The sequence below is a fragment of the Nostoc sp. genome (assembly GCF_036917235.1).
GTDB lineage: Bacteria > Cyanobacteriota > Cyanobacteriia > Cyanobacteriales > Nostocaceae > Nostoc.
Genome location: NZ_JBALDU010000074.1, coordinates 73,363 through 86,922, shown reverse-complemented (window position 1 = coordinate 86,922; position 13,560 = coordinate 73,363). Strand labels below are relative to the sequence as shown.

16 protein-coding genes, 1 tRNA gene and 1 other annotated feature are annotated in these 13,560 nt (G+C 41.9%); of the genes, 12 read left to right on the top strand and 5 right to left on the bottom strand.

Translation table 11 applies throughout. From position 1 onward, the window contains the following. Positions 1-599 precede the first annotated feature (599 nt). A complete protein-coding gene (locus V7K44_RS21535; RefSeq protein WP_334934151.1) occupies positions 600-1,658 on the bottom strand; it encodes a glycosyltransferase family 2 protein in 1,059 nt (352 codons plus the stop codon). A 153-nt stretch (positions 1,659-1,811) separates the two neighbouring features. Here V7K44_RS21535 and rplS point away from each other — a divergent pair, with 153 nt between their 5' ends. From rplS to rplL, 8 genes are all read left to right on the top strand, one after another. After that, entirely contained in the window at positions 1,812-2,174 is a 363-nt protein-coding gene (rplS, locus tag V7K44_RS21530) for a 50S ribosomal protein L19 (protein ID WP_094348921.1), read from the top strand. 152 nt (positions 2,175-2,326) lie between these two features. Beyond that, a tRNA-Trp gene (locus tag V7K44_RS21525) sits at positions 2,327-2,399 on the top strand. Positions 2,400-2,598: 199 nt separating this feature from the next. Then, positions 2,599-2,820, top strand: a complete 222-nt coding sequence (gene secE, locus V7K44_RS21520; protein WP_292743945.1) for a preprotein translocase subunit SecE — start codon at positions 2,599-2,601, stop codon at positions 2,818-2,820. Then, positions 2,820-3,473, top strand: coding sequence for a transcription termination/antitermination protein NusG (gene nusG, locus V7K44_RS21515; RefSeq protein WP_292743942.1), 654 nt, complete (start codon positions 2,820-2,822; stop codon positions 3,471-3,473). The genes secE and nusG overlap by 1 nt, the downstream gene beginning before the upstream one ends. A 6-nt stretch (positions 3,474-3,479) precedes the next feature. After that, a complete protein-coding gene (rplK, locus tag V7K44_RS21510) occupies positions 3,480-3,905 on the top strand; it encodes a 50S ribosomal protein L11 (protein WP_099102703.1) in 426 nt (141 codons plus the stop codon). Positions 3,906-4,035: 130 nt separating this feature from the next. After that, complete coding sequence (gene rplA / locus V7K44_RS21505) at positions 4,036-4,749, top strand: 50S ribosomal protein L1 (RefSeq protein ID WP_334934148.1); 714 nt, start codon at positions 4,036-4,038, stop codon at positions 4,747-4,749. A 70-nt stretch (positions 4,750-4,819) separates the two neighbouring features. Then, positions 4,820-4,987: a sequence feature (ribosomal protein L10 leader region), on the top strand. Between the two features lie 63 nt (positions 4,988-5,050). After that, complete coding sequence (gene rplJ, locus V7K44_RS21500) at positions 5,051-5,665, top strand: 50S ribosomal protein L10 (RefSeq protein WP_334934146.1); 615 nt, start codon at positions 5,051-5,053, stop codon at positions 5,663-5,665. A 93-nt stretch (positions 5,666-5,758) separates the two neighbouring features. Beyond that, positions 5,759-6,148 (top strand): 50S ribosomal protein L7/L12, encoded by a 390-nt coding sequence (gene rplL / locus V7K44_RS21495; RefSeq protein WP_292734349.1) that lies wholly within the window; start codon positions 5,759-5,761, stop codon positions 6,146-6,148. A 237-nt stretch (positions 6,149-6,385) separates the two neighbouring features. Here the strand turns inward: rplL and V7K44_RS21490 are convergent, their stop codons facing one another. Continuing rightward, positions 6,386-6,604 (bottom strand): hypothetical protein, encoded by a 219-nt coding sequence (locus V7K44_RS21490; RefSeq protein WP_334934144.1) that lies wholly within the window; start codon positions 6,602-6,604, stop codon positions 6,386-6,388. A 47-nt stretch (positions 6,605-6,651) separates the two neighbouring features. Here V7K44_RS21490 and V7K44_RS21485 point away from each other — a divergent pair, with 47 nt between their 5' ends. Next, positions 6,652-6,906, top strand: coding sequence for a hypothetical protein (locus V7K44_RS21485; RefSeq protein WP_334934142.1), 255 nt, complete (start codon positions 6,652-6,654; stop codon positions 6,904-6,906). A gap of 44 nt (positions 6,907-6,950) precedes the next feature. Here V7K44_RS21485 and V7K44_RS21480 read toward each other — a convergent pair whose 3' ends face one another. Both V7K44_RS21480 and V7K44_RS21475 read right to left on the bottom strand, forming a co-directional pair. Further along, on the bottom strand, positions 6,951-7,826 hold the full coding sequence (locus V7K44_RS21480) for a prohibitin family protein (protein ID WP_334934140.1): 876 nt from the start codon (positions 7,824-7,826) through the stop codon (positions 6,951-6,953). A gap of 219 nt (positions 7,827-8,045) precedes the next feature. Next, positions 8,046-10,094, bottom strand: coding sequence for an elongation factor G (locus V7K44_RS21475; protein ID WP_334934138.1), 2,049 nt, complete (start codon positions 10,092-10,094; stop codon positions 8,046-8,048). 409 nt (positions 10,095-10,503) lie between these two features. On the opposite strand from V7K44_RS21475, the gene V7K44_RS21470 reads away from it, so the two are divergent. From V7K44_RS21470 to V7K44_RS21460, 3 genes are all read left to right on the top strand, one after another. Then, positions 10,504-11,427 (top strand): tetratricopeptide repeat protein, encoded by a 924-nt coding sequence (locus V7K44_RS21470; RefSeq protein WP_334934136.1) that lies wholly within the window; start codon positions 10,504-10,506, stop codon positions 11,425-11,427. 81 nt (positions 11,428-11,508) lie between these two features. Then, positions 11,509-12,063 carry a phosphate-starvation-inducible PsiE family protein gene (locus tag V7K44_RS21465; RefSeq protein ID WP_190240812.1) on the top strand — a complete coding sequence of 185 codons (555 nt, stop codon included), beginning with the start codon at positions 11,509-11,511 and terminating at the stop codon, positions 12,061-12,063. A 225-nt stretch (positions 12,064-12,288) separates the two neighbouring features. Then, positions 12,289-12,534, top strand: coding sequence for a hypothetical protein (locus V7K44_RS21460; RefSeq protein WP_334934134.1), 246 nt, complete (start codon positions 12,289-12,291; stop codon positions 12,532-12,534). Between the two features lie 147 nt (positions 12,535-12,681). Here V7K44_RS21460 and V7K44_RS21455 read toward each other — a convergent pair whose 3' ends face one another. Then, the gene (locus tag V7K44_RS21455) at positions 12,682-13,485 is read right to left on the bottom strand and encodes an Rpn family recombination-promoting nuclease/putative transposase (protein ID WP_334934132.1); all 804 of its coding nucleotides are present in this window, start codon (positions 13,483-13,485) and stop codon (positions 12,682-12,684) included. Between the last annotated feature and the right edge of the window lie 75 nt (positions 13,486-13,560).

Here is a 13,560-nt window from a genome sequence, read left to right as displayed (position 1 = left end):
CCAGCCAAACCAGAGAATAAAAGCTTTTTTAAAATACTGCTTTATAACAACAGCATTTTGCTTGATGTTAAAGAAGGTAATTAATGGTAACAAATAATTCATTATTACTGTTAATAGTTGTGTGAAATCCCAGTAATGATAAAGCTTCAGTCAGTTTTAGAGGGTGTTTTAAAAGTCTAAATTATTACTAGCGTTGGTGACTAGAAGTCACGGCTACACAGACTTGTGTTGAGCGGAGTCGAAATACAAAACCCACCTACGTGGGTTAAAGAGTTTGATTTTGTGTTACTCCGCACAGGCGGACTTTGCTTGTATAGCCGCGATTTCCAATCGCCCAAAACTTTTCAAACATCCTCTTAGTTGAATTCATAATCTTAGTGTGAGGTGACAAAATGGCAACGTTACAGACTCCATACTGCCAATCAAATTCGATAATTCCCACCTCATGCACCCATAACCAGGTCTGATGGCAACATATAATTTTTGCAATCTGGTACTTCTACAGAAGTTAAAGTCCTTGGTTATTATCCTTTTTACACCTTGGCGACTTTGGATAATTTCACTGCGACAAATCTAGTAGTTGGTAGTAATGTCCTCGTTTAGCGCTCAGAGTTCGACTGAGCGCTCACAGGCAAGTTCACCAGTGACACAGAATCTAATTCTAAATTCTGAAGACTGGCGCTTGTATTCTGGGCATTTTGCCAGACATCATAGTAAAACTCAATCAATACAAGTTTACGAACCTGAGAATTGTTTCCCTGAGAGCGGCGTGATGAAATAGCAGTTAGCAAAAATTTCCAAGACCGAGGAGAAAGTATTGATGGATCTATGATTGAAAGAAAACTCTTGAGATTTTTTTGCTTGAGTGCGACTAAAAGCCAATGGAGTTTCAGGTAATTTTTTATATCCTGAAAGACGGGAATCTTTGAGCGATGTTGCTCATTTACCAAGGCGTAAATTTTCTCCTTCATCAAAATATTTGTCGTCAACCGCCGAGACAAAGAAAACTTTTGATTATATGCACCCGGCCAGATAGTGCGGTAAGCAAGACACTGGTTGAAGAAAATAGCATCGCCAAACTGAGCAATCCGAATCCAGGAATCGATGTCATCACAGTTAGCATCGAGTGTGGAGTCCCAACCGCCACTTTGCAGGAAAGCATCACGGCGGCAAGCTACTTGTACAGGTGTGCCAAAGGGTACAAGCTCTAAAAGCATCCCATAATGAATATCGGCTTGGGGGATATAAAAAGCTAAACCAGGGCCAACTTGGGGGGTGCGAGAGAGTTCAACTTCATTGCCATCCACCTGAGCCGCCACACAAGAGCAGATTACAGCATCGGGACGAAGTGCGATCGCCTTTGCCATTTCTTCTATACAGTTGGGCGCTAAATAGTCGTCATCATCTAAAAACTTAATCCAGTTGCCGCTAGCTTTGGCAACTCCAGCATTTACCGTTGCTGCATGACCAAGGTTTACTTCGTTACGATGGTAAACAACCTTATCCCCTAAGCTTTTGAGATAGGTTTGGGTGTCATCAGATGAACAATCGTCAGCAACAACCACCTCGCACTCCATTGTTTGGTTACGAGCCGAATCAATTGCTCTTTGCAGCAAATTCAAGCGATTATAGGTACTGATGACGATACTAAATTTCATAAATTTTTCCTTTGTAGTACGGCATTCTGCAATATAGCTTCGATCTTTAGGCTGTTGTATCAGTACAATTATCAATCCTAACAAGTAGACTGAAATAGGATTATCGATTTATCATTGATGATCGTGAGTTTTTTTTAAGCAGACAGAAAGACTATGAACGCTCAAGAGATTATCCGCTCCATTGAAGCGGAACAGATAAAATCGAATCTGCCCGACATTTATGTGGGCGACACTGTAAAAGTGGGAGTGAAAATCAAAGAAGGCGAAAAATACCGCGTGCAACCTTACGAGGGAGTTGTGATTGCCAAGCGCAATGGCGGCATCAACGAAACTATTACAGTTCGTAAGGTTTTTCAAGGCGTGGGCGTTGAGCGGGTATTTCTGTTGCATTCTCCCCGGATTGACAGCATTAAGGTGTTACGTCGTGGTAAAGTCCGCCGTGCTAAACTATATTATCTCCGCGATCGCGTAGGTAAGGCAACCCGAATCAAGCAACGGTTTGACCGCCCTTTGTGATTCGTCCTTCAAAAGTATGGGAGAAATCTCAAGCTGCAAGCGGCATCTGCCGCTGACTTGTTTTCCCGACAAAATTAAGGTATGATATAAATCGCATATTGCGTTAAACTGAAATTTAGTTCAGCGCAATCAGTGAATCAAAAACAGCTTGTGCGCTCTTAGTTCAGTTGGTAGAACGCAGGTCTCCAAAACCTGATGTCGGGGGTTCAAGTCCTCCAGGGCGCGCTCAAGAGCAAAAAAACAAAGCCCGAAATAATTACGCAGCTGCTAATAGAGCAGTTAGCGCTAATAATTTCGGGTAAACTTATTGTATTTGCAGTTGTTTTGCTTCCAGTACTTCCAGTAAGTGAAATAGAGTCGAAACTGCAAAACCTAGATGACAATTAAATCAGGATCTAGTATAAGAAACGGGGGATAAACGGTCGTGGCCAAAAAAAGTGAAGCAGAATTGCCAGAAACCACAAATGGGTTTAGCTTTGGCAACTTCATACAGGGAACCAAAGAAGAACTTGAAAAAGTAGTTTGGCCCAGTCGGAAACAAATAGTCAGCGAATCCGCCGCTGTGTTGTTAATGGTGGCACTCTCCGCATCTTTGATATACTTGGTCGATGGATTGTTTGGTTGGGCAGCAAAACAGGTGTTCTAATGAGTTTTGCAACAGATGAACCACGCAACTCAATGTTGCAGTCAGAAGAAACAGCAGAAGCAGCAGAAGCAGCAGAAGCAGCGTCAAAAGAAGCACGTTGGTATGCAGTACAAGTAGCTTCAGGCTGTGAAAAGCGTGTAAAGACTAACTTAGAGCAACGCATTCAAACTTTTGATGTCGCTGACAAAATTATCCAGGTAGAAATTCCGCAGACGCCAGCGGTGAAAATCCGTAAAGATGGCAGTCGCCAGCATACAGAAGAAAAAGTTTTCCCTGGTTATGTGCTGGTGCGGATGATGATGGATGATGATACTTGGCAGGTGGTACGAAACACCTCTCATGTAATCAACTTTGTCGGTTCAGAACAAAAACGTGGTGGTAGTAGTAAGGGTCGCGGTCATGTGCATCCCATACCACTGAGTGCTTCAGAAGTCGAACGTATATTCAAACAAACCAGCGAACAAGAAGCTGTTGTCAAAATTGACATGGCTACTGGTGATAAGATAATGGTGCTTTCTGGTCCATTTAAAGATTTTGAAGGTGAGGTGATTGAAGTTTCTCCAGAACGGAGTAAACTTAAAGCCTTGCTCTCAATTTTCGGCAGGGATACACCAGTAGAATTGGAATTTAATCAGGTAGAGAAACAGAGTTAAATACAAATGGCGAAGAAAGTAGTGGCGGTCATTAAACTGGCCCTGAATGCTGGAAAAGCCAACCCAGCACCGCCAGTTGGTCCCGCCTTGGGTCAACATGGTGTCAATATTATGATGTTTTGTAAAGAGTACAACGCCAAAACAGCAGACCAAGCTGGAATGGTGATACCTGTAGAAATTTCGGTTTTTGAAGACCGGAGTTTTACATTCGTACTCAAAACGCCACCCGCATCAGTACTGATTCGGAAGGCGGCGAAAGTTGAAAAAGGCTCAAATGAACCCAACAAAAAGAAGGTTGGGTCAATAACCAAAGCACAATTGCAAGAAATAGCCCAAACCAAACTCCCCGACCTCAATGCCAACGACATCGAAGCGGCAATGAAGATTGTGGCAGGAACGGCTAAAAATATGGGTGTAACAGTTACAGATTAAGAAAGTTATGAGTTATGAGTTATGAGTTATGAGTTTTAAATTAGTAACTCCTCATTCCTAACTTCCTAATCTAAAATCCAAAATTTTATCGGGGGAGAGGCGAGGCTTCGGAATTACCCCAGGAGAACAAATGCCAAAAATATCGCGTCGTTTGCAGGGTCTGCAAGCAAAAGTAGAAGAAAAGGACTATCATCCTCTAGAGGCTTTAGCCCTTCTTAAAGACACAGCAACAGCTAAATTTACCGAAGCTGCTGAAGCGCATATCAGGTTGGGTATTGACCCCAAGTATACAGACCAACAGTTGCGGACAACGGTAGCACTGCCCAAAGGTACAGGACAAATCGTCCGGGTGGCAGTGATAGCCAGAGGCGAAAAGGTAAACGAAGCTAGCAACGCTGGTGCTGATATAGTCGGTTCAGAAGAACTGATTGACGAAATCCAGAAAGGTAGAATGGATTTTGACAAGCTGATTGCCACACCTGATGTGATGCCACAGGTGGCAAAGCTGGGTAAGTTGCTTGGTCCACGTGGTTTGATGCCATCGCCCAAGGGTGGAACCGTAACATTTGATTTAGGAAGTGCGATCGCAGAATTCAAAGCAGGTAAATTAGAATTCCGGGCCGATCGAACTGGTATTGTCCATGTTATGTTTGGTAAGACAACCTTCTCGCCCGAAGATTTGTTAGTCAACCTGAAGGCATTGCAGGAGACGATTGACCGTAACCGTCCTTCAGGAGCTAAGGGTCGTTATTGGCGCACATTTTATGTGTCAGCCACTATGGGGCCATCAATTAAAGTTGATATCAGTGCCCTACGAGATTTGAAACTGAGCCAAGCAGGTTAATAAGAGTTATGAGTTATAAGTTAGGAGTTAAAAATAAAACTTCTAACTCCTAACTACTCACTCCTAACTTTAAATTAAATAGGCAAAGCCGGAGACAGCAGGTGCTAATAACTTAATACCCTGCCGAGGTTAAAACTCTAATTGTCAGAATTACCACCCACAAAGGTGTGATAACTATGGCGTCAAGAGTCTTACTACTCAACCCCGGCTAAGTTAGCTGGGGTTTGTTGTTTGGGTTCAGGTTGAGAAAAAACACACAACTAGGGCACTTCCCCGATTGTTTTAAGGAGGTGAGATTGGAATGGGTAGAACACTAGAAAATAAAAAAGAAATAGTAGCTGACCTCAAAGAAACTTTGAGTGAGTCAACTCTGGCACTGGTAATTGACTATCAGGGGCTAACAGTTTCGGAAATCACAGACTTACGGCGGCGGTTACGTCCCAGTGGCACTGTTTGTAAGGTGACGAAGAACACCTTAATGGGCATTGCCATCAAAGACGATGAAAAATGGCAGCCTTTGTCGGAATTGCTCAATGGTTCTTCCGCCTTTTTGCTGGTAAAAGAAGATTTTTCATCGGCAATTAAGGCATACCAAGAATTCCAGAAAGTCACTAAGAAGACAGAACTTCGTGGTGGTGTACTGGAAGGTCGTCTACTCAAAGAACCTGATGTCAAGGTACTAGGAGACTTGCCATCTAAGGAACAACTCATTGCACAAATTGCTGGGGCTATCAACGCTTTGGCTACCAAGATTGCTGTGGGTATCAACGAAGTTCCTGGTTCGCTGGCTCGTGCTTTGCAGGCTGTGGCCGACCAAGAGCAAAGTGGTGGTAGCACCGAAACTGCCGCTGTTCAAGATAGCAACACCGAAACCACTGCTGAAGGTGATAGTAGCACTGAAACTGCTGCTGAATAGACTTCGTGGTTCATCAGTCAAAAGTCAAAAGTCTATAGTTAAAGACCAATGACCCATGACAAATAAATAATCAAAATTACAGGAGTTATATCAATGTCTGCTGCAACCGATAACATTTTAGAACAACTAAAAACTCTTTCTTTGCTGGAAGCTTCTGAATTAGTCAAGCAAATTGAAGAAGCTTTTGGCGTGAGTGCTGCTGCACCCGTTGGCGTAGCGTTCGCAGGCCCTGGTGCTGCTGCTGCTCCGGCTGAAGAAGCTGTTGAGCAAACTGAGTTTGAAGTGATTCTCGAATCAGTCCCAGCTGATAAGAAGATTGCTGTGCTGAAGATTGTTCGGGAATTGACCGGTCTGGGTCTGAAAGAAGCTAAAGACTTGGTGGAAGCTGCGCCCAAGGCAGTTAAAGAAGGTATTGCTAAGGATGCTGCTGAAGATGCTAAGAAGCGCATCGAAGAAGCTGGCGGTAAGGTGACTGTTAAGTAGTCACAATTCTTTTACCACTTTTTTATTAAGGAGCCTAACTTAGGCTCCTTTTTTTTATCGTAGAGTCTTTTGTTGCAGATAAAAATACTAAGCTAAACCACATCTAGTTTGCATATCTAAAATTTATATAACTCTTCTGGGGTGGGCATCTTACCCGCCGTAATTATGCAATTTAAATGTGGAACAGCTTATTAAGTATTACAACGCTAATTTGTTGTTAAAAAAGCAAGGGTTACATTAAGTTGGATTGATTTGCTTTCTTACCCATTGACGAAATGCTCTAAGCGTTGGACTTCTACCTAAAGTTCGGCTGTGTTCGACAAATCGGGGAATTTCTTCAACAATTGGCAAGTTGGGAAAAGTAGAACTAATTTCAGACTCAATGTATTTACCTTCCTGAAGAATATTAATTTGTAGCTTGCCATTTTCATATCGCCACAGTTCAGGAATTCGCAATGCTTCGTAAGCATCTAGTTGAGTTTTGGAAGTAACATATTGTTCAAATGCTGAACAATCAACTTTATCGCGACACAAATGCTGAAGATGAATTTAATATTTATCGTATTGTGCAGGTAGTTTGGATGACCGATAATTGGGAGCATCCTCCAGAAAATGACAAAGTATTTGATTGTTCCATTCATTTTCCTCAATCTGGGAAAGCAATAAAATTGGAAAATATACAAAAATTACAAACGCGTTGGGGTAAAGAAGGATTAGCGTTTCAACAGCACGTCCAAAGCGTATTAAATATTTATTAACAAAAAGCCTTACATTTAAAAGTGCAGGGCTTTGAGGTTCTTGTTTATGGCTGGATCATAATAGGCACTATGCCTTTTTCAGAACCAATAATTACAAGCTTAGAATTATTAGATTGAGCTAGCTTTTCTGTGGCTTCAATCGCTCGTAATTGTAGCACTTGGTTGTTAAGTCCACCAGAGATAATTTTTTGGGAATCGGCTATACCTCGCGCTTCAATAAGCTTTCGTTCTGCCTCTTGACGCTCTTTCTCTAAAACAAATTTCATCTGCTGATTTTCTTGCTCTGTCTTGAGTTTGTTTTGAATTGCAGCTTGTAGAGTATCAGGCATTTTGATGTTTCGTAAAAGAGCTTCCTCAACGATGAAACCCAAAGCTGGTATCTCTTGAGTCAGTTGTTGGTCAATTTTTTGGGCAATTTCTTGGCGTTTGGTAGAGTAAATAGCATTGGCTGGGTAATTTGCCGTGATGGCGCGGACAGTAGAGCGAAATCTGGAAATCACCAGTTGTGTTTCATCAGTTCCAATTGTTTTATAGACTGTAGCTGCCTTTTGCGGGTCGAGCTTATACTGAAGACTGACATCAAGATTTAGGCTCAAACCTTCTTGGGATGTTGCATCTACATTTTCCTTTATATCCTTAATGCGAGTAGAAAAATTCAGCACCTTGCTAAAGGGGTTAAGCAAGTGGACACCAGGATTAAGAGTAGTTTCGGAAACCTCACCAAAGAAATTGACGACACCGACATTACCAGGTGGGACAATCACCAAAAGCCTAGAAAAAGAATTCAGTACTGCAATGCTGCCAATTAATATCATAATTCCACGTATTGCTAAACGTGACCTTTCATCAGATATCTTATCTGTATTGAGATAAACGAGAATTGCAATTAGGCTAGTTACAAGAGAGACTGTAAAGCCCATGAGTTTTTTGTGTGTAGTTAAGAGGAATGTACTTAATCACATAATTCCCAAACGCTTTTATAAAACTAATACTATTTCACCCAAGTTCGAGATTTACGAATCTTTTTACAGATTAAAAAAGATTCCCGACTTTTCTCAGAAGTCAGGAATCTCAGCCTTGCAGCGATGCCTACGACAGGCATTGCCTACGCTAATGTACAATTAATTCAAAATCCAAAATTACTTGCCGTTGCCGTTACTACCATTGCCATTGCTGTGAATGACACGTTCGGCAAGCTTTTCCGGTACTTCCTGGAGATGGTCATATTCCCAGTGGAAGGAACCAACGCCGAGAGTGAGCGATCGCAGCTCTACAATAAAGTTTTGCATCTCTGCTTGTGGCAAGTATGCAGAGACATTATCCCAGCCTTGCCAATCGTTTCTCCCCTCATAGCCTAAAATTTGCCCCCGTCTACCACTCAACAGTTGCAGCACTTTGGAGGTAAATTCGCTCGGTGTGGTAACATCTACCCGCAGAATTGGTTCTAACAAGGTAGGTTCCGCTTGCGATATCCCCGTTTGCATTGCCAATCGCGCAGCTTGTTTAAAGGCTTGTTCGGAACTATCAACGTTATGATACGAACCATTAGTCAGAGTTACCGCCAAATCCACCATTGGAAAGCCCAAAGGCCCATGTGTGAGAAATTCCCGCACGCCCATTTCCACCCCAGGAATGTACTGTTTAGGAACCACACCACCGACAATAGTTTCATTAAAATTAAAACCTGTACCGCGTGGTAAAGGCTTGATTTCGAGAAAAACATCACCAAACTGTCCGTGACCACCGCTTTGATGTTTGTAGCGTCCATGAACTGAAGCCACTGTTTTGCGGATGGTTTCTTTGTAAGGCACTTGCGGTAAGTGGGTTGTCATTGGCAAGTTATATTTGCGGCGCAGTCTGTCTAGGGTAACTTGCAAATGAATCTCGCCTTGACCCCACAAAATAACTTCGTGAGTATCGCCGTGTTGTTCCCAAGCAAGTGAGCAGTCTTCTTCTAATAACTTGGTAATAGCACTGCTGAGTTTAACTTCATCGTTGCGCTTTTCTGGTGTAATAGCGAGGGCATACACTGGTTCCAACTGTACAGCTTTGGGTAATTCCATCGCTGATTGCTGCTCTGTGGAGATTGTATCGCCTGTTTTAATTCCTTCTAAACGGCTCAATGCGACAATTTCACCAGCACCAACTTCATTAACAAACTGCTGTTGTTGTCCCATGAGGCGGTAAATTCCACCAGCGCGAATGCCATTGAGGACAATACCATCAGTTAATTTGCCCCGCCAAACACGCACGAGAGAGAGTTTACCACCTTGGGGAGTGTAGAAAGTTTTTAATACCTGCGCTAGAGGTTTATCACCTTTGATGTTTTTTAAACGACGTTCTGCTGTGGTTTCTGGTTCGGGGGCTTCTCGTAACAAGGCTTCTAATAGAGGTCTAACACCATAATCTTGTTCTGCTACACCAAAGAAAACGGGCACTACTAAATCTGCCCCTAATTCCATTTTTAAATCTTTGAGGATTTCTTCTTGGGGTGGTTCGATGTCTTCTAAAAGTTCTTCGAGTAAATGGTCGTCAAAATTTGCTAAAGCTTCGAGCATTTCTGCCCGTGCGATATGTTCTTCTTCTTTTAAATTTTCGGGGAAGGGAATGGGGTCAGCAGCTGCACCTGGATGATATTTATATGCTTGTTCGCTCACCATATCAATAAAGCCGGTGAGTTGTTCCCCGTTCATGATGGGATATTGATGCGCTACCAGGGGACGGCTAGATACTGCTTTCAGGGCGTGTAACGTTTCTAAAACATGAATATTTGCCCGATCCATCTTGTTGACGAAGACGAGGTGGGGAATTTCCCAATCATCGAGAAATTTAAATAGAGGGGCAAGGGTGAGGACTCGTTCGCGGATGGGTTCGCAAACTACAATTGCCGCATCCACTCCGATTAAAGCATTGTAAGTTTCTTGGGCAAATTCTACGCTTCCCGGACAGTCAATAAAAGTAAAGCGAATGTCGTTATACTCAGTGCTAGCGGCGCTGACTTCTACACTCATCTGGCGATCGCGCGACTCAGTTGCACTATCTCCCACTGTATTGCTGTCCTTAACACTCCCTTTGCGAGAAATTGCCCCTGTGACAAATAACAAGCTTTCTAGTAAAGTGGTTTTTCCACTTAAATAAGGCCCGACAATTGCAACGTTCCGCGAACCCGATTTTACTTTTTCGTTCATAAAACCTCCCTTGCGGTAAGTCTTTTATAACCGCATGATTCTTTATGTATCAAGGGTTAAAGAAGAATCCAGAAATCAGAATTCAGGATTCAGAATCAAGACAGTAGCGAGTCCGCAAATGTCTTAAACCGATTTATCCATTCACCAGTCGTACAAAATTCAGAATGAATTTTGACTCCTGACTCCTGAATTCTATTTGATCAAAAAATGGTTCTCTGGAGTCAAAATTACCCCTTCTTTAATTCGTTATTATCCTCTCTTTAATCGAAAGTTAAAAAAATTGTAGCCTGTCGTAAGATTTAGCTTAAGAAAAGTTAAGTATCACAAATTTTTATCCCGAATCAAAAACTTTTGTAAAAAACTTTTTATCAAGTAAATTTAACTGAAAGTGTTGCAAGTCAGAAAATCAATGAGATTATCATTCTATAAATATCGCATAGCAGGGTTAGTAAGTTTGACTTTGCTGATTATGAGTATTTCCTCTCCCTCTCTTGCTCTATCTCCTCCTGTCGCCTCAAAGTTGGCACAATCTAATGTTAAAACTGCTGTAGACTGGTTAAACCAAGGTTTGCAGGCAATTCAGGCGGGAAAGGTACAAGATGCGATCGCTGCCTTTAAACAAGCAACTCAGTTAGATCCGACATTAGCACCAGCGTACTATAATCTGGGGCTAGCATACCGACAAACGGGGCAATTACAACCCTCTGCGGATGCATTTTATCGAGCGACGCAAGCCGATCCCAAATTTGCTCCAGCTTTTGCTAATTTAGGCGGAGCTTTGTTAGAAGGCAATAATTTAAAGTTAGCTAACGATTATTTGCAACACGCCTTAAAACTCGATCCCAAACTCGGATTTGCCCACTATAACTTGGGGTTGGTACGAGAACAGCAACGAGATTGCGAACAAGCGATCGCATCTTTTAAAAAAGCTGTACAGTATAGCAAAAACGCACCAGAACCTCCTTACCATATAGGGATGTGTTATCTCCAACAAGGTAAACTCGATCCAGCCAGAAGTGCATTTTATCAGGCATTAAAAATTAATCCCAAGTATCCAGAAGCTTTCTACAATCTCGGCTCGATTTTTTTTCAACAAAGTAAATTACAAGAAGCATTAGAGGCTTTTAGAAAATCAGCCGAAGCTAACTCTAACTATCCCAACGCTTATTATGGTGCTGGGTTAGTTTTTATGCAGTTACAGCAATATGGCGATGCAGTACAAGTATTGCAATTTGCTAGAGATTTATACAATGCTCAAAAAAATCCCCAGTGGGCGAAAAATGCCGAGCAATTGTTGCAACAAGCACAAAATTTAAATTACCAACCTCGCTGAGGCGCAAAAACTTAATATTGCATAACATAAAACTATTGGGTTGACTCGCTGGTGTTGTCTGAACTTGTCCCGATTGGAAAAATGTACATGCAAAAGCGCCAGAAAAGTCGATTTTTATTTAGCGATCGCTGGCTTGATCGGCAATCAATTGTTCGCAACATGGAAGCCTTTCAAGACTTAATTGTGATTGTTTTGTGTTTGGGTTTGTTCGCCGTCATGCTAATCCAATTGTGGGGGATAGCTATCGCCCTCACGCAGCCACTAGACTATAAACACGTGACTGCAAAAATACTATTTGTGTTGATTTTAGTCGAGTTATTTCGACTATTAATGGTCTATTTGCAAGAACATAGTATCTCTGTAGGAGTGGCAGTTGAGGTAACAATAGTATCTCTACTGCGCGAGGTAGTAGTTCACGGAGCGCTGGAAATTTCTTGGGTTAATACGCTTGCAATTTGTGGTTTGTTATTTGTTTTGGGTGGACTACTTGTGGTATGCGCTAAGACACCACACATGGATTGTATGAGCGCTAACACTAAGTTTTGTCCGGTTGTGTATAGGGGAGGTAGAGAACGCCAAAACGAGTTGGAATTACAGTATTCACGTCAATGTGATGAGAATCAACCGCTTGGATAAATTGTTATGAAAATGGGGAGTGGGAGAGACGTGATTAATTGCGTCTGTACTGGGGAGTGGGGAAAATACTTTTTCTCCACTCCCCACTCTTTTGTGTGAGGCTGTATCAAGAAATTATTTTTGCAAAGTACTTCCGACGTATTTAAATATACTCTTTTTGGAAGATGAATCGCTCTTTAAGGGTGAGTATAACGTTAATTAGAAATCCTAAAAGAGGTTCAAGCAATGGTTACAAATACAGGTAACGGACAATCTCAAGCAGCGATTAGCGACTTGGAATATGATTTTGTCACTATTTTGCACAACAAGGCTGAAGCTGTTAAAGCTTACGATACTTACATCAGAGATGCAGAACAAGTAGGTTCTCAACCTTGTGTACAGTTGTTCCAAAAATTGCGGCAATCTGATATTGAACACGCACAAGAGATTCGCCAACATCTACAACAAGTGCTGCAACACGGTAAGATGTAACGCAGGTTTTGAGTTCGTAGGCGTAAGCCCGACGTAGACATCGCTTCTGGTTTAGCTAAAACAAAAAGAGGCGATGTCTAAAACAGGCTATTGGGCGTCACACTTGCTGATTAAATTAGAGGCAAGCACTGCCCACTATCAGATAGACTAATTCTGGGTTGCTTGCTCTACTTGCGCCACCGTTAAATCGAGAGCCACCGCCACTTGTTCTACACTCAATCCCAATGCCAACAATCGGGGAATAGCTTCTAACTTAGCTTCCTGGCGACCTTCCTGGCGACCTTCTTCTAAGCCGTCTTCTTTGATTGATTGATACATCCGTGTTTTTTTGAATTCGTCGTCTATACCCAACATTTCTGCTAACTCCTCTCGGCTTAACCGGGTAAATTTGTACAACAGAATAGTCTCTATCAATTCTACAATTTGCTTGCTGGTAGATTCATCTGCCAGTTGTTGCCTTGCTTGTAAAATTAATTCTCTACCTTTGTCAAGGGCTGTCTCTTCTCTTTCGATAATTAATTTAACGATCGCAACTTGAAGTGAGTTCTCCCCTGTATCTAATTCATCCAGATAAATTCGTTGCACTTGTGAACTGTCTAGCAGCAATTGATATGGTAGCCGATCGTTTGGATCTAAACTTCGTTGTGGATAGATGACAACTGCACGCCAGAAATTGACTGATTCGTTTTGACGCAAGTAAAGGAAGATTTCGGCAAAGAAGCGTCTATAAAAATTTGCGTCTAATTGAAACTGAACTTCAACAAAGTAAAGTGGTTGGTTTGTGGTTTCACTTGTGGGGATAAATACCCCATCAATTCTAAAAGCAGTTTCTTTTAGCTCGACTGAAACAAATTGATATGCGTTGACATTGGCAGTCGTATCGCCAATTATCGCAAAAAATATGCTAGGAAAAGCTTGAAATAAACTATAAAATATTTTGTCAGTTTGCACCTAGATTTAATCAAGCGAACATTGGATATTGAAAGTCTATCAAAAATAGTGTAAACGTGTATATTTTAGTAGAAA